The following is a 24173-nucleotide window of genomic DNA, read 5'->3' on the forward strand; positions in this document are numbered from 1 at the left end:
GGCGCAAGCCGGAAAGGGTCCGGTTGCGCCCGGTCCCGAATCGGCGCGGGGTTCATTCCGCCGGTGCGCCGGACACCAGCTCGGTACCGACGCGCGCGGCCCACGCCTCGATCTGCCCGAAGTCACGAAAGTCCCCGCCCTTCCCGGAGGAAACGATCTTCCGGGCGATGAATCCCTTGGCCCCTCCTTCCAGGCAGCCCCCGAACGTGACGTGTTCCCGGACGTTGAGCCGCGTCATGGCCCGCCGCACGCCAGGAACGGGCGGTATGTCCTTCTCCGTGGCCGAGGCGTCGAGGGGACCGCTGCTGAAGAACCACAGCGGTCGCCCGGCGAGTGCCCGGCCGTGCCGACGGACGAAGCGGCGGGCGTCCTTGTGCCAGCGCCCCGCGTACAGCCCGCCGCCCACCACCAGGGCGTCGTACGACTCGATGTCCGTCACGAAGCGAGCGGGCACCGCTTCGGCGAGCACGCCCTCCTTGCGCAGGACTTCCGCGATGGTCTCCGCGATCCGCGCGGTCGATCCGTTCGTCGTCCCGTAGGCGACGACCACCTTGCTCAGCATGGCGGTACCCCTCCTCTCGCCTTGGTTCAGAGCTTTCGCAGCCATTCCTCGGTGACTCCGTGCAGGGCCGGCTCGTCCGGCCGCAGGTGCGAGTCGTCCATCCGGTAGGTGAGCTTGTCCGTCACGGCGACCACGCCGTCGATCCGGTCGGTCATGGAGACGGCGATCTCCGCCTCGCTCCGGCGCTCCACATGGCCGTCGAGGGTGACGACACCCTCGTGCACACCGACGTTGACGGCCGAGGGGGCCAGCCACAGCGTGCGGACCAGCACCTCGTCGATCACCTCGCGACGGATGACGTCGTCCGGTTGCAGAAAGACCTGTATCAGGTCGCGGCGGGTGACGATGCCGACCAGCCGGTCCTCCTCGTCCACCACCGGCAGCCGCTCCACGCGGTTGTGTGCCATGGTCCGGGCCGCCTCAGCAATGGTGTCGTCGGCATGCACGGTGACCGGCGGCACGGACATCAGCTGTCCGGCCGTACGGGCGTGCTCCTTCGCGGCCTGCCGACGGGCTCCGCGGGTCAGCCCGGCGAACCGGGGGCGGCGCGGCGTCTCGTAGGGGTCGGGTACACCCGCCTGCCGGACCATGAGATCGGTCTCGGAAATCACACCGAGGACCTTGTCGTCCTCGTCGACCACCGGCAGCCCGCTGATGCGGTGCTCTGCAAGCAGCCGTGCCACTTCCTTGAACGGCGTGTCGTACCGGACGGTGACGACCTCCGTCGCCATGACCGATCCAACCTTCTTCTGCCTCATGTCTGTTCCTCCTCAGCGCAGTCGGCGCAAATAGGGGTCCTGGGCCCGGCGCGGCAGCAGGCGGACGCGTGCGTCCAGCACGGTGGCCGCGGCCGGTGTCGCCAGGACGGGGTTGAAGTCGGCCTCGGCGAGCTGCGGCAGCTCGCCCGCCATACGGGACAGCCGCAGCAGGAGCTGTTCGAGGCCCTCGAGATCGGCCGGCCGGCTGCCGTGCGCGCCCAGCAGCAGTGGCGCACAGCGCGGCGCGGTGATCAGGTCGTGAACGTCGTGGTCGGTCAGCGGGGCGAGCCGGGCGGCGTAGTCGGCCAGCACCTCGGTCGCCGTACCGCCGAGCCCGAACAGCACCAGGGGGCCGAAGACCTCGTCCTGCGTCACGCCTGCGAACAGCTCGGTGCCGCGCGCGGCCAGCGGCTGGACGACGACCCCGGTCATGAGTCCGGCGAAGCGGGTCTCGAAGTCCCGGAAGCCGGCGCGCACTTGGGCGTCACCCTGGAGGTCGAGATGGACCGCGTGCTGTTCGCTCTTGTGGACCAGGCCGGGCCACTGTGCCTTCATGACCACGCGGCCGTCGGCACCACGCAGTCGTTCGGCGGCGATGACGGCGTCGTCCTCGGTCTCGGCCCAGGCCCACGGGAGTTGCGGAATGCCGTAGCAGGCGAGGAGTTCGGCGCAGGTGCGCGGGTCGAGCCAGCCGCCGTCCGGATGGGCGGCGAGGTAGGTCTCGGCGACCGTGTGCGCTCGGGCCGTGTCGACCTCCGTCAGCTCCGGGATCGTGCCCGCGGGCCGGTTCAGCCAGGCCGTACGACGGGCGGCGTGCGCCAGGGCCCGCGCCACCGCGACCGGCTCGGCGTACGAAGGGATGGCACCGCCCTCCGGCGTGGGCAGCAGCTTGACCGGCAGGTCCTGCTCAAGGCGTACGACGGCGACCGGCCGTTCCCGCCGTCCGGGGCCGTCGGTGAGGGCGCGCACGAGGTCGTCGCCGGTCGCCACGGCGACGGCGGTGGGGACGAGAGCCACCAGCACGGCGTCGATACCCGGGTACCGCAGAAGCCGGTCCACGCAGTCCCTGAGCTGGTCTTCCGTGACGGCCGCCGTGGCGTCGACGGGGTTGCCCACGGCGGCGCCCTCGGGCAGCAGCGCGAGCAGGTCGTCGATCAGTTCGGGGGTGGGGGCGGGCAGGGACAGTCCGGCCTCGGCGCAGGCGTCCGCCGCGAGGACACCCGCGCCGCCCGCGTTGGTGACGATCGCCACGCGGGTCCCGTCCGGTAGCGGCTGGGAGTGCAACAGGGCGGCCGTTTCGAGGAGTTCACCCACCGAGCCGGTGGCGGTGATGCCCGCCTGGGTGAACAGCGTCTGCCGGGTCACGGTCGGGGTCGCGGCGGCCGCGGTGTGCGAGGCGGCGGCACGGCGACCGGCCTCGGTACGGCCCGCGTCGACCGTCAGGACGGGCATGCGGCGGGTCACGCGCCGGGCGGTGCGGGCGAATGCCCGCGGGTTGCCGAAGGACTCCAGGTGCAGCAGGGCGAGGTCGGTACGGCCGTCGCTCTCCCACCACTGGAGCATGTCGTTGCCGCTGACGTCGTACTTGTCGCCGAGCGACGCGAAGGAGGAGACGCCGATGCCGAGCCGGGACAGCCCGTCGAGCAGGGCGATGCCCACGCCGCCGGACTGTACGGCGACGCCCGCCGTGCCGGGGCGCGGATGGCCGGCGGCGAAGGTGGCGTCGAGGCGGAGCCTCGGGTCGGTGTTGGAGATGCCGAGGCAGTTGGGGCCGACCAGCCGCATGCCGTAGGTGCGGCACGCTGCCATGAGCGCTTCCGCCTGGTCGCTGTCGAGCCCGGCGGTCACCACGAGCAGCGCCCGGACGCCGGCCTTGCCGCACTCTTCGGCCGTGGCGGGCAGGGCATCGGCCGGGATCGCGAGGACCGCGAGATCGGGGACCTTGGGCAGGGCGCCGACCGACGGGTAGGACGGCACGCCGAGGATCGACGAGACGTGCGGGTTCACCGCGAAGAGCCGCCGGGTGAATCCGCCGGCGTGCAGATGGTGCAGGAGGGCCCGTCCCACCGATCCGGGCCTGCGGCCGGCGCCGACCACGGCGACCACGTCGGGGCGCAGCAGAGGTTCCAGGCTGGCGATGTCGGCGGCCCGGCCACGGGCCTCGACGGCTGAAAGATAGGTGTCGTCCTCGGCGAGTGCGATGGTGCAGCGCACCTCGGGGCCCTCGAACCGGCGTGCGGCGCGCAGGCCCAGGTCGGTGAAGAGCCGGAGCACTTCGTAGTTCTCGCTGAGCGCGTCGGCGGTGAACGTGGTGACGTCGTCCGCACGGGCCGCGGAGACGAGGTGTTCGACAAGGAGGGTGCCGACGCCTCGGTGGTGCAGCCCGTCGGCCACGGCGATCGACATCTCGGCCGTCTGCGCGTCGTCGCCGGTCTCGTACTCGGCGAGGCCGATCACCCGGCCCTGGGTCTCGGCGAGCAGCGCGCGGTAACCGGGGCGCGCCGGCGCCGCGGCCCGGTCTGCGGCCAGGTCGGCGGAGCGGCGGCTCGCGGCGAAGAACCGCAGCCGGAGGTTCTCCGTTGACATCTCCTCGTAGAGTCCTCGCAGCTGCTCGTGGTCACCGGGCCGCACGGACCGTATGCACACGGTGGTGCCGTCCGCGAGCAGGGCGTGCACGGTGGGGCGGTCGCGCTCGTCGTCCGTCATCTTCGGCCTCCTCAAACCTCTTGGCCCTTCGAGCATCCAGCGCTGCGCGGCTCCGTCCCAGGGGCTGATCGGGTGCGCCGTATGGGCCGGTCGGCCCCTGCATCAAAGGCCGGACCACGGCGGATGGTGGACACCCTGGACTCCCGTACGCACGGAGGGACGAACTGTCATGACCGAGCCGATCGTTGTCGGGGTCGACGCCCGTGATCCGGTGAGCGCGGTCGTGGACTTCGCGTTCGACCTAGCCCGGCGCCGCGGTGCCCGGCTGCACGCCGTGCATGCCTGGCAGCTCCCGTCCGCCGCCGAGCAGTGGATGCCCTACGCGGTGCCGGAGGAGGACCGTGGCGCGTGGGAGGACCAGGAGGTCCAACTGCTGTCGGACGCGCTGCGGCCCTGGCGGGAGAAGTATCCGCAGGTGGACGTCTACGAGGACGTCCGTTTGCAGAGCCCGTCGGCGGCCCTGGTCCATGCGTCGGCCTCGGCGGGGCTCCTGGTGGTCGGCCGCGCGGGCCGGTCGCTGGGGTCCACACTGCGGGCCGTGCTGGAGCACGCCGAGTGCCCGGTGACCGTGGTTCCGCGCTGACGCAAGGACCGTCCGGTCACGGTCGGCGGGGTGAGGGTGAGGGTGAGGGTGAGGGTGCAGGATTCCCCGGGCGCCACGGACATGGTGCGGTGCGCCCGGGCGACGTCGATCGGATCCCGGTCGGATGAGACACCGAGATCCTCAACTGGTCAGCAGCCAGGCACAGTTGCACCCCGCGATGGCCTCGGTGCGAATGGTGAAGCCGGGCTCGGACAGCTCCGGCAGCGGCACCGGATGACGCAGTCGGTGTCGAGGACCACGGCGGCCCGCGCCCCGCAGCAGACGGGGTACGCGGGCCGCGTCGCTCCGCTGTCAACGGTTGTCGGCCACCAGTGCGGTGAGATCGAGGAGCCGGTTGGTGTAGCCCCACTCGTTGTCGTACCAGCCGAAGACCTTCACCAGCGTGCCGTTGGCCTGGGTCAGGGCCGGGTCGAAGACGCAGGAGGCGGGGTCGCCGATGACGTCCCGGGAGACGATCGGCGCCTTCGAGACGCGGAGGATGCCGTTCAGTGGTCCCTCCGACGCCTCGGCGAAGGCGGTGTTGACCTCCTCTGCCGTCGCCGCCGTCCGCAGAACCACCGCGAGGTCGGTGAGCGAGCCGTCCTCGACGGGCACGCGCACCGCGATGCCGTCCAGGGCGCCGGCCAGCTCCGGTACCACCAGCCCGACGGCGCGGGCGGCTCCCGTGCTGGTCGGGATGATGCTGAGGGCCGCCGAGCGGGCCCGGCGCAGATCCTTGTGGGGACCGTCCAGCAGGGACTGGTCATTGGTGTAGCCGTGGATGGTGGTCATCACGCCGCGCTCGATGCCGAAGGCCTCGTGGAGCACCTTGACCATGGGCGCGACGCAGTTGGTGGTGCAGGAGGCGGCGGACACGATCCGGTCGCTGTGCCGGTCGTAGGTGTCGTCGTTGACACCCATCACGATGGTCGCGTCCGCGTTCTTGCCGGGCGCCGAGAGCAGCACCGTGTGGGCGCCGGCCTTCAGGTGCAGTGCGGCGGCGTCGCGGTCACGGAAGCGGCCGGTGGACTCGATGACGATGTCGGCGCCGTGGTCGGACCACTGCAGGGCCCCCGGGTCGCGCTCGGCGGAGACGGAGATGCGTCGGCCGTCGACGGTGATCGAGCTGTCGTCGTGCAGGACCTCACGTCCGATGTGTCCGAACGTCGAGTCGTACTCCAGGAGGTGGGCCAGGGTGGCGGGCGGCGCGATGTCGTTGACGGCGACCACCTCGACGTCCTGGGTGCCCGCCTCCGCCCGGTCGAGTGCCGCGCGCAGATAGGTGCGGCCGATGCGGCCGAAGCCGTTGATGCCGACGCGTACGGTCATGGCGATGAACTCCTTCGCGGGGGTGGGGTTTTCAGCTGATGCGGGGTAGGGGTTTTCAGGCGGTCCAGGTCCAGTCGGTGACCTCGGGCAGGTCGGTGCCGTGTTCGCGGATCCAGGCGTGCTGCCGGGTGCGGGCGTCGGCCATCAGCTGACGCAGCAGCCGGGTCATGTCGACGAGGTTCACCACCGGCACGGCCAGCTCGGGCAGATGGCGCCGCAGCAGACGGTGCGGGGCATGATCTCCACCTCCTGAACCGGGATCGCTCGACGCCGGTTCCAGCGTCGCGTCGTGAGGGGGGCGCGGTGCAGGGGCCGCGGGTCCCCGGAAGGAACCCATCGGCCCCATGGACCCGCGGCCGGCGGAGGAGAAGACGGCCCCCTGTATGAGGCCGGCCCTCCTCTCCAGCGGTCAGCGCAGCCAGCCGTGGTTCCGGACGATGGGCAGCTTGGCCCAGAGCTTGCCGACGCCGAGGGTGTCGCCTGCCGCGACCAGCGCCAGGGCGATGAGGACGACGGCGTAGATGAGGTGGTAGTCCACGAACGGGTTGGGGGACATGCTGGCCGAGCCGTCGGAGAGGTGCTTGGCGGGCGGCCACTCGGCGATCCACATCAGCGCCATCAACGCCGTGCCCGCGACAGCGGCCAGCCGCAGCGCGATCCCGCCGATCAGGGCGAGCCCGATACCCAGCAGGCCGGCCATGAACAGCCAGTCGGCCCAGGTGTCGCCCGCCCAGGAGTGGAAGGTGGACTCCATCGGCCCCGCGGCCACGCCACCGAGGAAGCCCTTGGTCGGCGAGCCGCCGTCGATCCAGCCCTTGCCCGACGCAGTGGCATAACCGAAGCCGAAGGTCTTGTCGAGGAACGCCCACAGGAAGACGAACCCCGTCAGCAGCCGGAGCGAGGCGAAGGAGTAGGCCCGCAGAGAGTGTGTGTCGGTGCTCGCCGACACGGCGGACTCAGAGGTGGACGCGGTCCGGCTCCTGCGGAACGACGGCAGGTGGAACCCCGGGCTCCGGTGAGGGTGCTCGTGCACGGCCATGATGGTGATCCCTTCGGGGAATCGGAGAGTGCCGGACCGGTGCCCGACAGCAACCACTCTGGTGGCGCGGGGCACATGGCGGCGGATGCCGAAGGGCCGCGGCCGTGGGGCTGAACGGCCCTATCTGCAAGGCCTGTTGGACTTGTGGTCCAGGGCGGGTACGACGGCGACCGCGCCGAGCGGTGGGTCCCAACGACCCCGCTCCGGGATCGGGAGGCCCGTGACGCCTCCGCTCCTGCGCGCCCAGGCGGGCAGCGCCGGCCTCCGTACGCACGCTGGTCAGCACAGTGACGAGGGGTTCACGCATCTGCGAGAGCAGGTCATCCGCAGACGGTCCGTGCATCTGCGTCTCGTGTCCCGCCCCCTTCCTGGATCCCGCCCTCGTCCGTACATGACGTCCCGAGGGGGTGCAGGTGAGAGACGGCGTCGTGACACTCACCGGGAAGTCCGAGGACTCCTCACTGACGCCCGTCGCCGCCCGTCTGGTGTGTCGGCCGTCGAGGGCGTGGTCGATGTCAGATGCGACCTCTCCGGCGGTTCGGACGCCGCCCCCTCGTCACAGGGCCCACGATCAAGGACGCGGACGCGCAATGCGACACCGTGAACCGGCGATGGCCCGGCGGGCGGGCGATGGGCGGACATGTGCGCGGCCGGAAGGAATCTCCCGGCCGCGCACGGTGAACCCACGCTCAGACGTGTTGCACGGGGAAGTTCCTGGTACCCGTCTTCGCCTCCGGTACTGGAACAGTGACGGTGAGGACACCGTCCTTCTTGCCTGGTGCTTCCAGCGTGGCGCGCCCAGACCGGGCTGCGGGTGGGCCTACCGGCCCGGCGATGTCCCCGGCCTGCGCCTTTCATCCGGTCGCGCGGCTCCACTTGGGTCCGATCCGCTCCCACTCCGCGTCCCACTGTTCCACGCGACGCCGGTCCAGACCGACGCGTACGAGCCGTCCGCAGACCAGCACCGCGACGCCGCCGCCCAGTCCGGCCAGCACGCCGGTGAACACCGCCCGCAGTCGCGCCTGAGATGCGGTGACGGGCTTCGCCACCAACCTGCCCTTGTCGTCCGTCCACACGGTGACCGTGGCGCCCGCGGCGCTGCTCGGCTCAACCCTTGTCCGCCCCCTGTGCGCCGTACCGTCAGCGGCGGTCCAGCGAACCGTCCCCCATACCTTGTCGTCGCCGCTGAAAACGGACGTCCTGGTGAGCGCGGTTTTCGCCGCGTCCTCGGTCAGCTCAGCCGGGATCGCGCGCGATCCGGCGCGTTGTTCGGCAAGGCCACTTTGCACCGACTCCGCCGCCGCCAGGCCCGCGAGCACCCCGACCTGCAGCACGAATGCCCAGGTGACGAGCACGATCCAAGCCTCCACGCGATCGCTGTGACGCCGCAATGGATTACGCCGCCAGCGCCACAACCACACCTTCGCCGCCTTCGTACGACACGTGCTCGCCATCGGTGCACACCCCCTTCCGAGTACCGACAGCACTCCCTGTCAGTTGCTGCGAGGAACGTCCCACCGGCGCCCACCAAACGGGAGGGACCGACCGGACCCTCCATCGGGGACCAGCAGGCCAGACTCCGGGCCAGGAGGGGCCACTCGGCGCTGCTGCCCGCTCTCGGTACCCACCCAGCCTCAGGTTGGGGCCGGACGGCCCCTTCGCCCCGCTCTTCTCACGGCAGCAGGCTCAGGGCATCGCACGCCCTGCAGCTCGCCTCGTCCGAGAGGAGGCCCGCATGTCTGCCACATATCTCGACTCATCAGCGTTGGAGAAGCTGATCTCGGCGGCCGTCGCCGCGCCCTCGATGCACAACACGCAGCCCTGGCGTTTCCGTCTCGACGCCGACTCGACCACCATGGAGATCCACGCCGCCGCCGAGCGGGGGCTTCCGCACGAGGACCCGCACGGCCGGGCCCTGCACATCTCCGCCGGCGCGGCCCTGTTCAATCTGCGGGTAGCGGTGAGTCAGTTCGGCTGGAAGCCGGTCACTCGGCTGCTCCCGGATCCCCACCACCCCGGTCTGCTCGCCTCCACGCACATCACCATGCGCACCAGCCCGCGCACACTCCACGGCGACGACCTGTACGAGGCGATCTGGCACCGGCACAGCAGCCGCTTCCCCTTCGCCAACCAACCTGTTCCCAGGGCCGTGCTCCACGAACTTGCCGAAGCCGCCCACTCCGAAGGCGCGACGCTCGCCGTCACCGGACCGCGCGAGACTGCGCGGCTGCTACGGGTCACCGCCGAAGCGGAGCACCGCAACCACGCCGACCCGTCACGCAGCACCGAAAGCCGCCGCTGGACGAACCGGGACGGGGCCGCGGACACCGGCATCCCGTCCACGGCGCTCGGGCCCCAGGACACCTTTGAGCAGCTTCCTCTGCGTGACTTCAGCGCGCGGCGATCCCTGGAACAGCTACCGGCCCGGCCGTTCGAACGGACACCTACGCTCGTGTCGCTCAGCACCTGTCACGACCGGCGCATCGACTGGCTCCGGGCCGGACAGGCTCTTGAGCGCGTCCTGCTCGTCGCGACAGCCCACGGAGTGCGCACCTCGCTTCTGCACCAGGCCCTGGAGTGGACCGATCTCCGCGACGAGCTGCGTTCCGCGACGTCTCCGTTCGACCACGTCCAGATGCTCATCCGACTCGGCTACGGCCCGGAAGGACCTCCCACTCCGCGCCGCACACCGCGCCTCTTCCTCGACCCGGACCCCGACCCCTACCTCGACCTCGGTCTCGACGGCACTGGCCCTCAGGCAGATCAGCACTGACCGAGCAGGCTGCGAAAGCGCCGTGGGCACAAGGGCAGAACGGTCTCGCGTCGGTTCTCGTTCGACCGTGTGGCGGCCGGCGGACCTGGAAAGCATGGCTCGCGGTGCTGCTGACCAGGTGCACCTCACAGGCCCGCGCGATCGCGAACTCCCGGCTGGCCTCCGGTCACCTGACCGGCGCTCCCGCACACGTCTCCTCAGCATCGACGTCTCGCGCCCACCGGGCCGGTCGGCCGTAGCCGGGGCCGACCGGCCCATGGGGCGACGGCCCAGGGCGCCGCACAGTGGAAGGGGGACACATGTGACGCAGGAGGCGGGAGTCATGCAGCACCGGATGGTGAGCGATCTGATGACGACATCGGTCGTACGAGTACGCAAAAACACCGGCTTCAAGGAGATCGCCAAGCTGCTCGCCGAGTACGACATCACGGCGGTACCGGTCGTGGACGACGACGACCGGCCCGTGGGTGTGGTCTCCGAGGCGGATCTACTGCGCAAGGAGGCGGGCCAGCTGGACCCCGCAGGGCTGCTGCCGGTCCTGCACTCGCGCCCCGTCGACCGGGCCAAGCGGGAGGCGACCACCGCTGAAGGCCTGATGAACAGCCCGGCCATCACGGCCCGGCCGCAATGGACAGTGGTGGAGGCCGCCCAGGTGATGGAGCGCTACCACATCAAGCGGCTGCCGGTGGTGGACGAAGCCGACCGGCTGATCGGACTGATCAGCCGCGCCGACCTGTTGCGGGTGTTCCTACGCGGTGACAGTGCCATCCGCGAGGAGATCTCCGGGAACGTACTGGTCCGCACGCTGGGCATCGCCCCCGACTCGGTGACCGTTCGTGTCGTGGACGGCCGGGTGTCCCTGAAGGGAACCGTCGAACGGAAATCCCTCATCCCCGTCGCCGTGCGGTTGTGCCAAGGCGTGGACGGAGTAGTGGACGTGACCGAACAGCTGAGCCACCGGACGGACGACACCGCCGAAACCCTGGACACCGGCTCACCACGCCGCGCTCAACTGGCACCTTGACGGGCAGCCGGATGCCGCCTCCCGAGTGAAACCGCAGATCAGTACGGGCTCGCTCCAGAGCACCTGGGACACAACTGTGCCCCGAGCCGGTCGCGCACCAAACCTCCCAGCTCAGCCCGGTGGTCTGCTTCAGCGACCCTCGGTGACCGATCCCCAAGATCTGTGCCAGAACCGAGTTTTGATGTCACTGGGTGCCTGTGACACGCGGCGCGGGCCGGGGACCAAGTCCCCAGCCCACGAAGCATTGCTCGCCGAACGCCTCAGCAGTGCACCGACGCACGGCGGTCGTTCCGCTCCGGCCGGTACGGCGCCTGTGGCGGCGTCCTGTGTGCCCGACTGCGCAGGACCCGGACGGCGAGATCGTCGAAGACCGCGGCGAGGACACACGTCAGACCCGCCGCAAGCACGAGCAGCACCGCGAACCGCTCCCAAAACTCCGGTGTGAGACTGGTACCCACTGCCCTCGCCCTCCCTCGTCGATGTCCTTCTCTGTGCTTCCAGCCAACCCCGCCGCAGGGCGGGGCGCATGGGCCAATAGGGCCTGTCAGAGGTCCACAACGGCCCTTGTACGCGGGGGTTCACTGGCCTTGGGCCAGGTAGGCCGTGTGAGAGGACTCCTGAGGGAGTTCGCCAACGCGACCTGCGCCCTCGCCCCTGCCTGGCTCCCGCAAGACCAACGGAATGACCCGAGTCCACTCTCTCCAGAACCGCGAACTGTTCGACGAACAGACCGTGTTCCCCACCCAGCTCGCCCAGGGCGCGTAGCGCGGCCCGGAGGCTTCGGGGCCGGTCAGCCCGACAAAGGGACCAACGGGACCTGGGCCGGAGCACCCCGGACGAGAGACGGTGCTGGTGGGAGCGGTACCGGTCTCTTTCTCTCCCCCAGCCGTGCCGTTCCCTCCACGCGCCGCCGCCTCTGCGGCGGTGCCCTCTCGACAACGGAGGCTCGCCCCCATGACCCGCCACGACGACCCAGCCGCGACCGCCGGCCCCGCCGCCACGCCGTCCGACATCGCCATCACGGTGGACCGGCTGGTGACGAACGGGCTCAAGGCACTCGCCGACTATGAGGCGCTCGATCAGGAGCAGGTCGACCACATAGTGAAGAAGGCGTCGGTCGCCGCCCTGGACCAGCACACCGCGCTCGCGCGGCTCGCGGTGGAGGAGACCGGACGCGGCGTCTTCGAGGACAAGGCCGCCAAGAACATGTTCGCCTGCGAGCACGTCACGCACAGCATGGGCCCGATGAAGACGGTGGGCGTCATCGCCCGCGACGACATCGAGGACATGATCGAGGTGGCCGAGCCCGTCGGCGTGGTGTGCGCCATCACTCCCGTGACCAACCCGACCTCCACCACGATCTTCAAGACACTGATGGCGCTGAAGACACGTAACCCGGTCGTGTTCGCCTTCCACCCCTCCGCTCAGCGCTGCAGCTTGCAGGCGGCCCGCATCGTGCGCGACGCGGCGGTCGCAGCGGGTGCGCCCGAGTACTGCGTGCAGTGGATCGAGGCCCCGTCCGTGGAGGCGGCCGGCGCCCTGATGCGACACCCAGGTGTCTCCCTGATCCTCGCCACCGGCGGCAACGCCATGGTCAAGGCCGCCTATTCGGCGGGCAAGCCCGCTCTGGGAGTGGGCGCCGGCAACGTCCCCGCCTACGTCCACCGGACCGCCAAGCTGCGCCGAGCCGTAAACGACCTGGTGCTGTCCAAGTCGTTCGACAACGGCATGATCTGCGCCTCCGAACAGGCCGTCATCCTGGACGAGGAGATCTACGACTCGGCCCTCGCCGAATTCCTCACCCTGCACGCCCATCTGGCGACCGCCGAGGAGAAGGCCAAGCTGGAGGCGTTCCTGTTCCCCGCGGGCACCGCGGGCGCGGGCTGCGAGCCCAAGGTCAACTCCGCGGCCGTCGGCCAGAGCCCGGCCTGGATCGCCGAGCAGGCCGGATTCTCCGTGCCGGACGACACGTCGCTCATCCTGGTCGAGGCCGACCGGGTCGGCGCGGACGAACCGCTCACCCGGGAGAAGCTCTGCCCGGTCCTCGCCGTGCTCCGCGCCGACTCCGAGCAGCGGGGCTTCGACCTGGCCGCCGACATGGTGGCCTTTCACGGGCAGGGGCACAGCGCCGTCATCCACACCGAGGACCTCGCGCTGGCGGAGGCGTACGGAAGGCGCATGAAGACCGTGCGGATCATCGTCAACGCCCCGTCCTCCCAGGGCGCGATCGGCGGCATCTACAACAGCCTGCTGCCGTCACTGACACTGGGGTGCGGCTCCTGGGGCAGCACGTCGGTGTCGAACAACGTGTCCGCCGCCCAGCTGCTGAACGTCAAGCGCGTCTCGGTGCGCCGCAACAACCTGCAGTGGTTCAAGGTCCCACCGAAGATCTACTTCGAGCCACAGGCCATCCAGTACCTCGCCTCCATGCCGGAGGTTCACCGCGTCACCATCGTCACCGACGCGACGATGACCCGGCTCGGCCTCGTCGACCGGGTCGAGCGCGTGCTACGGCGGCGCCGGGAACCGGTCACCATCCAGGTCATCGACAACGTCGAACCCGAGCCCAGCATCGACTCCGTCCGGCGCGGCGCTCGCCTGATGGGCGACTTCCACCCGGACACCATCATCGCGCTCGGCGGCGGCTCTCCCATGGACGCGGCCAAGGTGATGTGGCTGCTGTACGAACAGCAGGCCGAGGGCAAGGACGTCGACTTCGCCGACATGCGGCACAAGTTCTCCGACATCCGCAAGCGCGCCTTCCGCTTCCCCGTCCTCGGCCGGCTCGCCCGCCTGGTGTGCATCCCCACCACCTCCGGCACCGGCGCCGAGGTGACCCCGTTCGCCGTCATCTCCGACCCCGCCACCGGCAAGAAGTACCCGCTGGCCGACTACGCCCTCACTCCCAGTGTGGCCATCATCGACCCGCTCCTCACTACTGGGCTGCCCCGGGCGCTGGCCGCCGACAGCGGCTTCGATGCCCTCACCCACGCCATAGAGGCGTACGTGTCGGTCTACGCCAACGACTTCACCGACGGCCTCGCCCTGCACGCGATCCGGCTGATCTTCGCCAACATCGAGGCAGCGGTGAACGACCGCGCGGCCCGGCCGGAGGCCCGGGAGAAGATGCACAACGCGGGCACCATCGCGGGCATGGCCTTCGGCAACGCCTTCCTCGGCATCGTCCACGCCATGTCCCACACCCTCGGCGCCACCTTCCATATCGCGCACGGCCGTACCAACGCCGTTCTGCTTCCGCACGTCATCCGCTACAACGGCACCGTCCCCACGAAGCCCACCGGCTGGCCCAAGTACGAGAACTACCGTGCCCCCGAACGCTTTCAGGACATCGCCCAGACCCTCGGACTGCCCGCCACCACCCCGGCCGAGGGCGTCGAGTCCCTCGCCTCAGCAGTGGAACGCCTCCGCGACGCCTTGAGTATCGAGCCGACGTTCCAGGCTCTCGGCGTCGACGAGCGGTCCTTCCTGGACGCACTCCCCCAGCAGGCTCTCAACGCCTACGAGGACCAGTGCGCCCCGGCCAACCCGCGGATGCCCATGCTCGACGACATGCAGGAACTCATGCGTACGGCCTACTACGGCCGTGTGCAGGGCCCTCCGGACGACGAACGGGCAGAACGACCGTAGCGCGCGCATCGCAGCCGCCGTTCCGGTGAACTGACCAGGCCTGGCGTGTTCAGACGACCGTGTGGGCAGGCCTCGTGGCTCGTCGCCGCCCACACCATCCGGGCGACGGCTGCCTCGTAGGCGCCCCTCCACGAGGACGGCCGTGGCAGGGGTCGAGGGGGCAGCGCCAAAGCGCCGTCCGACCCCGGCCGCACGGACCCGGTGGGGCCGATGCGCCTGAGGTGATGGGGCCCTTCGGCCCCTCTTCGCCCACTGCCGCCAAACGGCTCCGAAACGCGGTCCGACGCCTGCTACACAGAAGACCGCCGCCCCAACGCGATGCGGCTCCTTTCCCCTTCATCCGCCCTGTCCGGGAGGCTCCATGCTGTCCACAGAATCCGCCGCTCTCGTACGGGCCACCCTGCCCGCCGTGGCAGGGGCGCTCGACGAGATCACCACCCGCTTCTACGACACGATGTTCAACGACCGGCCGGAACTGCTCGACGGGATGTTCAACCGCGCAAACCAGGCCAGCGGCGCCCAGCGCCGCGCCCTGGCCGGCTCGATCGGCGCCTTCGCGACCGCGCTCCTCGACGATCCGGACACCCGCCCGGACGTGCTGCTGGCCCGGATCGCGCACAAGCACACGGCCGTCGGCGTCACCGAGGACCAGTACACGATCGTGCACAAATACCTGTTCGGCGCGATAGCCGAGGTCCTCGGCGGCGCGGTCACACCCGAGGTGGCGGCCGCCTGGGACGAGGTCTACTGGCTGATGGCCGGCGCCCTGATCAGCCAGGAAGCCCGCCTCTACCAGGACGCCGGGGTGCAGCCCGGCGAGATCTGGCGGCAGTGGACGGTCGTCGAACGCCGCGCCGAGACCACCGACGTGGTGTCCTTCCTGCTCCGCCCGGCGGACGGCGAGCCGGCGCCGCGGGCCCGGGCGGGACAGTACGTGAGCGTACGGGTGCGCATGTCCGGCGGAGTGCACCAGTTGCGTCAGTACAGCCTGTCCTCGGACCCGGGCGGAGAACTGCGGCGGATCACCGTGAAGCGAGTCACGGGTGACGCCGCCGGTCCGGATGGCGAGGTCTCCAACCTGCTGCACGACCACATCCGTGAGGGGGACGAACTGACGTTGTCCACGCCGTTCGGCGATGTGTTCCTCGACGACCGGGCCGACGCCACCGTCCCTCTCGTCCTGGTCTCGGCGGGAATCGGCTGCACTCCCATGGCCGGCATCCTGGCCCACCTCGCCGCTCACGGCTCGACCCGCCCGGTACTGGTCCTGCACGCCGACCGCTCCCCCGCCGAACACGCCCTGCGCGCCGAGACACGCGACCTCGTCAGGCAACTGCCGGGCGCCCGAGCCGTCTTCTGGTACGAGCGACCCGGACCGGAAGAACCCGCCTCCCGCACCGGCCTGATGGACCTGAGCGAGATCCAACTCCCCTACGGCGCCACGATGTTCCTGTGCGGCCCGCTCCCCTTCATGCGCGAGGTACGCGGACAACTGCTGAGCACCGGGATTCCCGCACGACGCATCCGCTACGAGATCTTCGGGCCCGACCTCTGGCTGCCCGACACCGCGGCCTGAACCGCACCGAACGTTCTGATGTCCCCGAGGAGGAACCCAGCATGAGCACCGACAACACCCAGGCGACGCCCATGATTCAGCTGCGCTCCGATGGCGCCGTGGACGAGGAGACCCTGGCGTACGCCCGTACGAAGATCGACGCCGTCGTGACCAGGCCGGGCCTGCCCGCCGTCACCGGCGAGGTGCGCATTGTGCGGGCAACCGCCCACCACGCCGACCGCCCGTGGTCGGCCACGGCCGACCTGCATGTCGGCGGTCACCAGGTGGTCGCCATGGCCGAAGACGCTACGGGCACGGGGGTCATCGACCGACTCCAGGACCGGCTGCGCCGCCAGACCGACAAGGCCACCCATGCCTGGGACAACGGCCACCGGACGACGGCCCCGCCGTGGCGCGGCGGAAGCGGGCGGTCGGGTCCCGCCTCGGACTCCGGCAGCGCGGCAGAGGACTCCCGCACGGCGTGAATCCGTGGTGAGAACAAGCCCGGTCCGTGACGGTCCACCGACCCGGGCCGCCGTGCTGCCTTCCGCCTGTGGGCGAACAGCGCGGAAATCCACTTCGAGGGCCGTCCGGACCCATGAGGTGACCAACGGCCCACTGCGGAACCCCGGGCCGAAAAAAGACCCTGGGATAAGTGATTCCCGATCGACCTGCGAGAACGAGGAGTTGTGTGATGGCCAAGGCATATCTGGTGGGCAGCGGGATCGCATCGCTGGCCGCTGCCACGTTCCTGATCCGCGACGGCGGCTTCAAGGGATCCGACATCCACCTCTTCGAGGAACAGCGGACCGTCGGCGGCAGCCTGGACGCGGCCGGTACGCCGGACGCCGGCTACACCATGCGCGGTGGGCGGATGTTCGAGGCCGAGTTCCGCTGCACGTACGACCTGTTGTCCGGCATCCCCACCCTCGACGACCCCTCCGTCTCCGTGACGGAGGAGATCCTGGCCGGACACGAGGAGTTCGCCTGGGACGACATCGCCCGTCTCGTCGACGGAGACGGCAAGATCCTCGACACGACCTCGATGGGATTCTCCGAGCGTGACCGGCTGGAGCTGATCCGCTGCCTGGCCACCCCCGAGGGGCACCTGGACGGCAGGCGGATCACCGACTGCTTCGGCGAACACTTCTTCACCACCAACTTCTGGTTCATGTGGTGCACCACGTTCGCCTTCCAGCCCTGGCACAGCGCGATCGAGTTCCGCCGCTACCTGAGGCGCTTCATCCACCTCTTCCCCGGGTTCTCCACCATGTCGGGCATCCACCGGACCCGCTACCACCAGTACGACTCCATCGTGCGGCCGCTGACGACCTGGCTCCGCGAGCGCGGTGTCACCGTCCACACGGGCTGCCGTGTCATCGACCTCGGGTTCACTCCGGGAACCGAGAGCGGCACGGTCGAGATTCTCTACCTGAGCCGGGACGGCCAGGACGAGAAGATCGCCGTCACTCCCGAGGACCTCGTCTTCGTCACCAACGGGTCCATGACCGATGCCTCCAGCCTCGGCTCGCACACCTCCGCGCCCCCGCCGGCTCCGCATCGCTCGGACGCCTGGTTGCTGTGGCACCGGCTGGCCCGCGGACGCGACGACTTCGGCGACCCGGAAGTCTTCGACAAGGACGTCAAGGCGTCCCGCTGGGAGTCGTTCACGGTCACCACGAAGGACCCCGCCTTCCTGAAGGCACTCGAGGAGTTCAGCCGCCGTCCGGCCGGCAAGGGCGGCCTGATGACCTTCACCGACTCCAACTGGCTGCTCACCATCGTCGCCAACCGACAGCCCGTCTACCGGGACCAGCCCGAGGATGTCTCCGTCTGGTGGGGCTACGGCCTGTTCCCCGGCCGTGCAGGCAACCACACGCCCAAGCCGATGACCATGTGCTCCGGCCGGGAGATCCTCGAAGAGGTCCTGCACCACCTCCCGTTCGACGAGCAGACAGCGGCCCGGGTCCTGGAGACCTCCACCGTCGTGCCGTGCGTGATGCCGTACATCACCAGCCAGTTCCTGGCCCGTCGCGGCGGCGACCGGCCCCAGGTGGTGCCCGAGGGATCGGTGAACCTGGCCTTCATCGGACAGTTCGCGGAGGTGCCCGACGATGTCGTCTTCACCGTCGAGTACTCCGTGCGAACCGCCTGGACGGCGGTGGCACAGCTCCTGAACCTGGACAAGCGCCCCCCGGAGGTCTACAAGGGCCACCATGACCCCCACGTACTGACCGCCGCTCTGGAGACCATGCACCGCCGGTAGCCCAGGGCGCGATCACCGACGCGCTCCAGTCCGCCGGCAGGGAACAGAGCCGCCGGGTCCGCTCGGACTCCAGGACGGGCCGGACAAGGCACTTCGCGTCCTGCCTGACGCCCGCCGTGTGGGGCAGCGGGTGTGGACCCACGGCGCCCAGTCCTACCGTCCGTTCGGCACCGCGGCCCAGTACACCGTCGTACCCGACCACCAGGCCGTCCCCCTCCCCGACCACGTCGGCGACGAGCTCGGCGCGAGCCTCGGTATCCCCGGCATCACCGCTCACCGCGCCGTGTTCGGCGACGGTCCGGTCGCCGCCGCCCTCGCCGAGACAAAACCGGAACGCGGCGCCCAGACCCTCCGCATCATCAGCGCAAGCGGACGCGATGCCCTGGCCGAACTGCGCCGCCTGCTCGCCGTCATCAGCGACGACGACGGCGACAAGGACCGAGCGGACGACGCACCCCTCGCCCCCCAACCCGGTCTGTCCGACCTCGACTCACTGCTGGACCGCGTCCGCGCGGCCGGCCCCACCGTGGACCTGGACGCCCAGGGCGACCTGACCGGCCTGCCCCCGGGTCTCCAGCTCTCCGTCTACCGCATCGTCCAGGAGGCCCTGACCAACACGGTCAAGTACGCCGTCTCCGACACCTCGGTCCGCGTGTCCGTCGCGGCCGCCCCGGACGCCGTTCGGGTCACCGTCGAGGACCCGGGCCCGGCCCGCGCCCCGGCAACAGGCCGTCGCCGCGCGGGCAGCGGCCGTGGCCTGGTCGGCATGCGTGAACGTGCCGCTCTCTACCAGGGCACCGTCACCGCGGGCCCCAACGACCAGGGCGGCTGGACCGTCCACGCACTCCTCATCCCCACCCCGACCTCCAACTCCCCGGAGAAGCACCACTCATGACCACCGCCCTCATCGTCGACGACCAGGCCCTGCAACGCATGGGCTTCAACATGCTCCTGGAGGCCCAGCCCGACATGACCGTCGTCGGCGAGGCCACCAACGGCAGCGAAGCCGTCCGCATGACGGCCGAACTCCGCCCGACGTCGTCCTGATGGACGTACGCATGCCCGGCATGGACGGCATCGAGGCAACCCGCCACATCGTCGAGTCCGGCGGCCGCTCCCGCATCCTGGTCCTCACCACCTTCGACCTCGACGAGTACGCCTACGACGCCCTGCGCGCCGGAGCCAGCGGTTTCCTGCTCAAGGACGCCCTGCCCGAAGAACTCGTCGCCGGCGTCCGGGCGGTGGCCGCCGGTGACGCCGTCATCTCCCCCGGCCTCACCCGCAAACTCATCGACACCTTCAACGACCGCCTCCCCGGCCACTCCCCAAGCAGCAGCGCCGGCTCGACGACCTCACCCAGCGCGAACGCGAGGTCCTCACCGCCGTAGCCACCGGCTGGACCAACCAGGAGATCGCCGAGCGCCTCCACCTGGCCGAATCCACCGTCAAATCCCACATCGGCCGCATCCTCACCAAGATCGACGCCCGAGACCGCGTCCAGGCCGTGATCTTCGCCTACGACACCGGACTCGTACGCCCGGCCTGACCCGCCCCACCCCACGCGCCCGAACCCCGCGGGCCACCCCGACACCGCTCTGTGCTCACCGAAACGTCCCCGCACCCCAGCATCCGCGACGAAGAACAGGACACAGCAATGGGACCGTTGGCACGAACCGGCACAGGCGTGGCCCTGGCGTGCGGGGTACTCGTCACCGCCGTGAGCATCGGACAGAACTCCGACAGCAACGACAAGAAGGAGACGCCCAAGGGGCCCTACGTCGCCCTCGGCGACTCGTACACCTCCGGCCCCAAGATCCCTCCCCAGACCGGCAATCCGGTCGGCTGCGACCGGTCCGGCCGCAACTACCCGGCGCTCGTCGCCAAGGAACTCGGCCTCAAGGCAGCCGACTTCCGCGACGTGAGCTGCAGCGGCGCCACGATCACCAACTTCACCACACCCCAGTCCACCGACAAGGCGCCTTGCAAGGAGAAGTGCACCTCCGACGGCACCGACGCCGTGGCCCAGAAGATCCGTGCCACGGGTGACCGGCTCACCCGAGCCCTGACCGAGATCGAACGCCGCGCGCCCGAGGCCCAGGTCTACGTCGTCGGCTAACCCGGCGATCGTGCCCGTCACCGGCACCCACTGCGGCCGCGACATGCCCCTCGCCCCCGGCGACGTCTCGTTCCTGCACCAGAAGCAACAGCAGCTCAACACCATGCTCGGCGAACGCGCACAGGCCGCCGGAGCGACATACGTCGACACCTTCGCTCCGTCCACCGGCCACGATGCCTGCTCCCCGGCAGACACCCGCTGGATCGAGCCCCTCCGGCCCAGCAGCCCGGCAGCCGTCGTCCGCCCCAACGAACGCGGCGAACAAGGCATGGCCACCGCCGTCCTGAGCGCCTTGAAGCACTGAGAACACCACCGCAGGGGAGCCGCGGGCCATCAGCAGGCGGCCCACCGCATCCGCGTCCCCCATACGCCCACGACTCCGGGGCGCGCGTGCTCGAGCGGAGCGCGCGCCCGGTCCGCCTCTAGGCCGGGAGCAGTACGAGCTTGCCGCCCAGGTGCCCCGACTGGCTCACCTCCAGCGCGGCCGCCACCTCGTCGAGGGGGTACGTCCGCCAGATCGGCACCCGCAGCTGCCCCGCCTCGATGAGGGCGAGGATGTCCCGGAGCGCTTGGGGACCGCCCGCTCCCGGCTCGGTCATATGGATCTGGATACCGCTGCCGGCCGCGTCGAAGGCCACGAGAGTCAGGACGCGCGACGGGCCACCGGCGAGTTCGATCGAGTCCGGGATCTCACCGCGGCCGGACGCGTCGAGGACCGCGTCGACACCCTGGGGGGGGAGATGGCCCGTACGCGCTCGACCAGCCCCTTGCCGTAGGTGACCGGTTCCGCGCCGAGGGAGCGGAGCTGCTCGTGGTTGCGCTCGCTCGCGGTGCCGATGACGCGCACCCCACGGGCGACGGCCAGCTGCACGGCGAACGTGCCCACGCCACCGACGGCGGCATGAACCAGCAGTGTCTCGCCCTTGGCCACCTTGAGCTTGTTCAGCACCTCCCAGGCGGTGATGCCCGGGCCCGCCAGGGTCCCGGCCACCTCCCACGGAACGGAGGCCGGCTTGGCGAGCAGCGCGGCGGGGTCGGCGAGTGCGGACTGGGCGTAGGACGGGGTGATGGAGGCCCCCAGCACCTCGTCGCCGACGCTGAACCCGGTCACCCCCTCGCCGACCTGGTCGACCACACCGGCCACGTCGGACCCGAGGCCGCCCGGAAGGTCGAGGGGCATCACCTGGCTCATGTAGCCATGCAGGATCTTCCAGTCGATCGGATTGACACCCGCGGCCCGCACCGCGAGCCGCACCTGACCGGGGCCGGCGATGGGCGGCGGAACATCGACGACACGCAGCACGTCAGTGGCGCCGTACTCGGAGAACGGCACTGCACGGGACATCTGCTCGGCTCCAAGCTCTTGTGGTCTCTCGGGGGCAATTGCTTGCGTCGGGATGGGACGGGCACGGCTGCGTCACTGACCGCAGGGCCCCGAGTGGTCGCAGTACGGCTGAAGGCGGCTCTGCCCGCAGCCGCACAGCACGACCCTGGTCTCGGTGCGCGGGCCTTCCGGCGTGTCCACGCTCAGCTCGCCGCGCACGGTCAGCTGTCCGGCGGAACCGCGCGTGATCCGCGTGGGCCGGTCCGGGGACTCCGCCCCGCCGTCCGCGAGTTGGTACTGCAGTGCGCCCGAGGGGCAGCGCCGCACCACTTCGGCCAGGCGATCGGCCGTGGCGTTGTCGGGCTGGATCCACGGTCGCTCGGCCGTGTCGAACACCTCGGGCAGACCACGGACACATTCGGCGGCGTGCAGGCAGCGCCCGGCCTCGAAGGTCACCGTGATCGACTGCCCCTCGTACGCCTTCTTTTCGGATCTGCCGCTCATACCGGTCTCCCTCACTGCCGTGCTCGGCCGTTCAGTCGCTGACCTTGCTGCGGGACTGGTACAGCAGGTCCTGGTACTCGGGGTGACGGCCGATCCACCCCGCGATGAAGGGGCAGGTGGCCAGCACCCGCAGGCCCGAGGCACGCGCATCGTCGAGGGCGGCGCGGGCCAACGCGGACCCGACTCCCCTGCCCTCGTACTCCGGCGCGACCTCGGTGTGCACGAACGCAACGAGTTCCGTCGTACGGATGTATTCCGCGACGCCCGCGACCTTGGACTCCCCGTCGACCCGGGCCTCGTACCGCTTGGCCTCGGGAACGTCACTCACTTCTACTGCCATGTGTCCTCCTCATGGACCTGATCCCGCTCAATCCGACGGGAGTCCGGCCGACCTGAATCAAGACTAACCCATCCGGTTGATGCATCAACTTATTCGCACTGCAAACGGTTCAACGTCGCCACTTACCGCGACCTCAGCACGCCACCTCAAAGTGGACGGAGCAGCTCGCGCCCGTGCTGGAGCACGGTGCCTGAGCGAGGCGAAACGGGTCGCCGGAAATCCTGGTCCGTCATGGAGACAATCATCTCCGTAGTGGCCGGCGAACTGGTCCTCCTGCTGCCCCTCGTCATCTAGTGCCGCATCAGGCATGGTTCGCCCCGGTGATGGGGCTCGTGCTAGGGAGTTGGCCTCCGCTGGTGGGCGCTTCGCGGGTGAGGTCAGTCGGGTGAGCCTTCGCTGCGCTCGCTCTCGAACTCCCGGGCGGAGGTGAGTCCCTTGATGAAGGACCGGAAGTCCGGCGCGAGGGCCAGTTCCGAGTTGTCGTCCGCATCGAACCAGGCAACGGACGGTTCCCCGTGTCGGCCGCAGGTCCGGTAGTCGAGCCCGATCCAGTAGTGCCCATCACCCGAGACCAGCACCACGGCCGTGGGCAGGCCCCACTCTTCGACCAGGTACGGGCTGTCGAGCATGGACAGCGTCCGCTCGCGGTGACCGATGCCCATCACGCTGTCGAACGGGACGCGGTCGGTACTCCAAGAGGTCGGCAGGCTTGTGGGGAAGGCATTCCGGCTGTCGCTGACCTGGCCACCGTTCTGATTGCGGAGCAGGTCCAACAGTGAGTCGGGGAGTGTGACGTTCAACAGCCGCTCGGCCTCCCCGACCGCCCGGTCGGTCAGGGGCGGCTGCACTCCGTAGTCGCTGCTGGTGTCCCAGAACGGGGACAGAAGATCCTCAAAGCGTGCCATGACCGGCATCGTAGGAGCCGGACTGGACAGTTCACCGTCCGGCCTCGGCCGGACGAGGACAATGCTCACGTGGCTGGACGTGTGCGGGTGCGGGACATTGATGACGACGTGACCCACCCCTGCCGCCCCGGCACTCTGCTGAGGGTGCGGCCGGGCCAAGTCCAGCGCTTCGGCCCCGCCGACACGATGAACGGCACGCATCTGCTCTTCACCCCCGCCTTCCCGCCCCGCTTCACCGACGCCGAACGCCTGCTCACGGCCTGGCACGGACCCGTCCGCCGACAGCTGGGAGCAGGCCGCGAGTACGCCACGCTCTCCGCGCTGCTCACCCAGCTGACCGCCGAGTACACGCGCCCGGCCGGCACCGTCTCCCGCGCTCGTACACCACCACACGCCGCGCCGAGGACTACGCCCACCGCCTCGGATACACGGTCAAGACCCTCACCCGGGCCTGCCTCGCGGCCACCGGACAGCCCGTCAAGCAGCTCATCGACGCCCGCGTCGCGCTGGAGGCGCAGCGCCTGCTCGCCCACACCGACGACCCGGTCGCCGTCATCGCCCACCGGCTGGGCTTCAGCGAACCCACCAACTTCGGCAAGTTCTTCACCCGCCTGACGGGCACCACACCCGGTGACTTCCGCCGCGAGCATCGCGACGGCACACCGCCCGGCGCCCGCTGAGGCATCGATTCGATCCACCGCGTCAACGCGAATAGATGAGCTGTCAACGATCTCGTTACAC

Annotated in this window: 21 protein-coding genes and 3 pseudogenes; 12 read left to right on the forward strand and 12 right to left on the reverse strand. The window is 70.1% G+C overall.

Going from position 1 to position 24173, the window contains the following annotated elements:
• Positions 1 to 52 precede the first annotated feature (52 nt).
• Genes AB5J50_RS03165 through AB5J50_RS03175 form a run of 3 tightly spaced genes read right to left on the reverse strand, consistent with a single transcriptional unit; the run spans position 53 to position 4026 of the window.
• Positions 53 to 562: a flavodoxin domain-containing protein gene (locus AB5J50_RS03165; protein ID WP_369254662.1), complete on the reverse strand. Its 510-nt coding sequence runs from the start codon at positions 560 to 562 to the stop codon at positions 53 to 55.
• Positions 563 to 588: 26 nt separating this feature from the next.
• Entirely contained in the window at positions 589 to 1320 is a 732-nt protein-coding gene (locus tag AB5J50_RS03170) for a CBS domain-containing protein (RefSeq protein ID WP_369254664.1), read from the reverse strand.
• A gap of 12 nt (positions 1321 to 1332) precedes the next feature.
• A complete protein-coding gene (locus AB5J50_RS03175) occupies positions 1333 to 4026 on the reverse strand; it encodes a GNAT family N-acetyltransferase (RefSeq protein WP_369254666.1) in 2694 nt (897 codons plus the stop codon).
• 169 nt (positions 4027 to 4195) lie between these two features.
• Between AB5J50_RS03175 and AB5J50_RS03180 the strand changes: the two genes are divergently transcribed.
• Positions 4196 to 4609 carry a universal stress protein gene (locus AB5J50_RS03180; protein WP_369254668.1) on the forward strand — a complete coding sequence of 138 codons (414 nt, stop codon included), beginning with the start codon at positions 4196 to 4198 and terminating at the stop codon, positions 4607 to 4609.
• A 312-nt stretch (positions 4610 to 4921) separates the two neighbouring features.
• Here the strand turns inward: AB5J50_RS03180 and gap are convergent, their stop codons facing one another.
• From gap to AB5J50_RS03200, 4 genes are all read right to left on the reverse strand, one after another.
• Positions 4922 to 5938, reverse strand: coding sequence for a type I glyceraldehyde-3-phosphate dehydrogenase (gene gap, locus AB5J50_RS03185; RefSeq protein WP_369254670.1), 1017 nt, complete (start codon positions 5936 to 5938; stop codon positions 4922 to 4924).
• A gap of 55 nt (positions 5939 to 5993) precedes the next feature.
• Positions 5994 to 6275: a hypothetical protein gene (locus AB5J50_RS03190; protein ID WP_369265760.1), complete on the reverse strand. Its 282-nt coding sequence runs from the start codon at positions 6273 to 6275 to the stop codon at positions 5994 to 5996.
• A gap of 72 nt (positions 6276 to 6347) precedes the next feature.
• Entirely contained in the window at positions 6348 to 6977 is a 630-nt protein-coding gene (locus tag AB5J50_RS03195) for a hypothetical protein (protein ID WP_369254672.1), read from the reverse strand.
• Between the two features lie 854 nt (positions 6978 to 7831).
• A complete protein-coding gene (locus tag AB5J50_RS03200; protein WP_369254674.1) occupies positions 7832 to 8431 on the reverse strand; it encodes a hypothetical protein in 600 nt (199 codons plus the stop codon).
• A gap of 281 nt (positions 8432 to 8712) precedes the next feature.
• Between AB5J50_RS03200 and AB5J50_RS03205 the strand changes: the two genes are divergently transcribed.
• Positions 8713 to 9750, forward strand: a complete 1038-nt coding sequence (locus AB5J50_RS03205) for a nitroreductase family protein (RefSeq protein ID WP_369254676.1) — start codon at positions 8713 to 8715, stop codon at positions 9748 to 9750.
• Positions 9751 to 10072: 322 nt separating this feature from the next.
• Complete coding sequence (locus tag AB5J50_RS03210; protein ID WP_327426106.1) at positions 10073 to 10774, forward strand: CBS domain-containing protein; 702 nt, start codon at positions 10073 to 10075, stop codon at positions 10772 to 10774.
• A gap of 260 nt (positions 10775 to 11034) precedes the next feature.
• Here AB5J50_RS03210 and AB5J50_RS03215 read toward each other — a convergent pair whose 3' ends face one another.
• Positions 11035 to 11232 carry a hypothetical protein gene (locus AB5J50_RS03215; protein ID WP_369254678.1) on the reverse strand — a complete coding sequence of 66 codons (198 nt, stop codon included), beginning with the start codon at positions 11230 to 11232 and terminating at the stop codon, positions 11035 to 11037.
• A gap of 496 nt (positions 11233 to 11728) precedes the next feature.
• Between AB5J50_RS03215 and adhE the strand changes: the two genes are divergently transcribed.
• The 8 genes and pseudogenes from adhE (at position 11729) to AB5J50_RS03255 (ending at position 20663) form a co-directional block, all read left to right on the forward strand.
• Complete coding sequence (adhE, locus tag AB5J50_RS03220; protein WP_369254680.1) at positions 11729 to 14422, forward strand: bifunctional acetaldehyde-CoA/alcohol dehydrogenase; 2694 nt, start codon at positions 11729 to 11731, stop codon at positions 14420 to 14422.
• Between the two features lie 361 nt (positions 14423 to 14783).
• Complete coding sequence (locus AB5J50_RS03225) at positions 14784 to 15998, forward strand: globin domain-containing protein (protein WP_369254682.1); 1215 nt, start codon at positions 14784 to 14786, stop codon at positions 15996 to 15998.
• A 41-nt stretch (positions 15999 to 16039) separates the two neighbouring features.
• Complete coding sequence (locus AB5J50_RS03230; RefSeq protein WP_369254684.1) at positions 16040 to 16462, forward strand: hypothetical protein; 423 nt, start codon at positions 16040 to 16042, stop codon at positions 16460 to 16462.
• Positions 16463 to 16632: 170 nt separating this feature from the next.
• Entirely contained in the window at positions 16633 to 18243 is a 1611-nt protein-coding gene (locus AB5J50_RS03235; RefSeq protein WP_369254686.1) for an oleate hydratase, read from the forward strand.
• A 118-nt stretch (positions 18244 to 18361) separates the two neighbouring features.
• Positions 18362 to 19138, forward strand: a complete 777-nt coding sequence (locus tag AB5J50_RS03240) for an ATP-binding protein (protein ID WP_369254688.1) — start codon at positions 18362 to 18364, stop codon at positions 19136 to 19138.
• Positions 19135 to 19789, forward strand: a pseudogene (locus tag AB5J50_RS03245) (response regulator). Before AB5J50_RS03240 ends, AB5J50_RS03245 begins: the two are co-directional and overlap by 4 nt.
• A gap of 171 nt (positions 19790 to 19960) precedes the next feature.
• Positions 19961 to 20359, forward strand: a complete 399-nt coding sequence (locus tag AB5J50_RS03250; RefSeq protein WP_369254690.1) for a hypothetical protein — start codon at positions 19961 to 19963, stop codon at positions 20357 to 20359.
• A 10-nt stretch (positions 20360 to 20369) separates the two neighbouring features.
• Positions 20370 to 20663, forward strand: coding sequence for a hypothetical protein (locus tag AB5J50_RS03255; RefSeq protein ID WP_369254692.1), 294 nt, complete (start codon positions 20370 to 20372; stop codon positions 20661 to 20663).
• 118 nt (positions 20664 to 20781) lie between these two features.
• Here AB5J50_RS03255 and AB5J50_RS03260 read toward each other — a convergent pair.
• From AB5J50_RS03260 to AB5J50_RS03275, 4 genes and pseudogenes are all read right to left on the reverse strand, one after another.
• Positions 20782 to 21704, reverse strand: a pseudogene (locus AB5J50_RS03260) (NADP-dependent oxidoreductase).
• Between the two features lie 72 nt (positions 21705 to 21776).
• On the reverse strand, positions 21777 to 22187 hold the full coding sequence (locus tag AB5J50_RS03265; protein ID WP_369254694.1) for a (4Fe-4S)-binding protein: 411 nt from the start codon (positions 22185 to 22187) through the stop codon (positions 21777 to 21779).
• 31 nt (positions 22188 to 22218) lie between these two features.
• Complete coding sequence (locus tag AB5J50_RS03270; RefSeq protein WP_369254696.1) at positions 22219 to 22527, reverse strand: GNAT family N-acetyltransferase; 309 nt, start codon at positions 22525 to 22527, stop codon at positions 22219 to 22221.
• 377 nt (positions 22528 to 22904) lie between these two features.
• Positions 22905 to 23432: an SMI1/KNR4 family protein gene (locus AB5J50_RS03275; protein ID WP_369254698.1), complete on the reverse strand. Its 528-nt coding sequence runs from the start codon at positions 23430 to 23432 to the stop codon at positions 22905 to 22907.
• Here AB5J50_RS03275 and AB5J50_RS03280 point away from each other — a divergent pair.
• Positions 23370 to 24112, forward strand: a pseudogene (locus tag AB5J50_RS03280) (helix-turn-helix domain-containing protein). The gene AB5J50_RS03275 and the pseudogene AB5J50_RS03280 sit on opposite strands and share 63 nt — an antisense overlap.
• Positions 24113 to 24173 lie beyond the last annotated feature (61 nt).

It is taken from the genome of Streptomyces sp. R35, assembly GCF_041053035.1.
Lineage (GTDB): Bacteria > Actinomycetota > Actinomycetes > Streptomycetales > Streptomycetaceae > Streptomyces > Streptomyces lutosisoli.

Coding starts and splice junctions, on each gene's coding strand:
- adhE (WP_369254680.1), top strand. CDS start 11,729: ATGACCCGCCACGACGACCCAGCCGCGACCGCCGGCCCCGCCGCCACG.
- AB5J50_RS03200 (WP_369254674.1), bottom strand. CDS start 8,431: ATGGCGAGCACGTGTCGTACGAAGGCGGCGAAGGTGTGGTTGTGGCGC.
- AB5J50_RS03210 (WP_327426106.1), top strand. CDS start 10,073: ATGCAGCACCGGATGGTGAGCGATCTGATGACGACATCGGTCGTACGA.
- AB5J50_RS03195 (WP_369254672.1), bottom strand. CDS start 6,977: ATGGCCGTGCACGAGCACCCTCACCGGAGCCCGGGGTTCCACCTGCCG.
- AB5J50_RS03275 (WP_369254698.1), bottom strand. CDS start 23,432: ATGGCACGCTTTGAGGATCTTCTGTCCCCGTTCTGGGACACCAGCAGC.
- AB5J50_RS03265 (WP_369254694.1), bottom strand. CDS start 22,187: ATGAGCGGCAGATCCGAAAAGAAGGCGTACGAGGGGCAGTCGATCACG.
- AB5J50_RS03170 (WP_369254664.1), bottom strand. CDS start 1,320: ATGAGGCAGAAGAAGGTTGGATCGGTCATGGCGACGGAGGTCGTCACC.
- AB5J50_RS03175 (WP_369254666.1), bottom strand. CDS start 4,026: ATGACGGACGACGAGCGCGACCGCCCCACCGTGCACGCCCTGCTCGCG.
- gap (WP_369254670.1), bottom strand. CDS start 5,938: ATGACCGTACGCGTCGGCATCAACGGCTTCGGCCGCATCGGCCGCACC.
- AB5J50_RS03225 (WP_369254682.1), top strand. CDS start 14,784: ATGCTGTCCACAGAATCCGCCGCTCTCGTACGGGCCACCCTGCCCGCC.
- AB5J50_RS03230 (WP_369254684.1), top strand. CDS start 16,040: ATGAGCACCGACAACACCCAGGCGACGCCCATGATTCAGCTGCGCTCC.
- AB5J50_RS03165 (WP_369254662.1), bottom strand. CDS start 562: ATGCTGAGCAAGGTGGTCGTCGCCTACGGGACGACGAACGGATCGACC.
- AB5J50_RS03205 (WP_369254676.1), top strand. CDS start 8,713: ATGTCTGCCACATATCTCGACTCATCAGCGTTGGAGAAGCTGATCTCG.
- AB5J50_RS03180 (WP_369254668.1), top strand. CDS start 4,196: ATGACCGAGCCGATCGTTGTCGGGGTCGACGCCCGTGATCCGGTGAGC.
- AB5J50_RS03270 (WP_369254696.1), bottom strand. CDS start 22,527: ATGGCAGTAGAAGTGAGTGACGTTCCCGAGGCCAAGCGGTACGAGGCC.
- AB5J50_RS03190 (WP_369265760.1), bottom strand. CDS start 6,275: ATGGGTTCCTTCCGGGGACCCGCGGCCCCTGCACCGCGCCCCCCTCAC.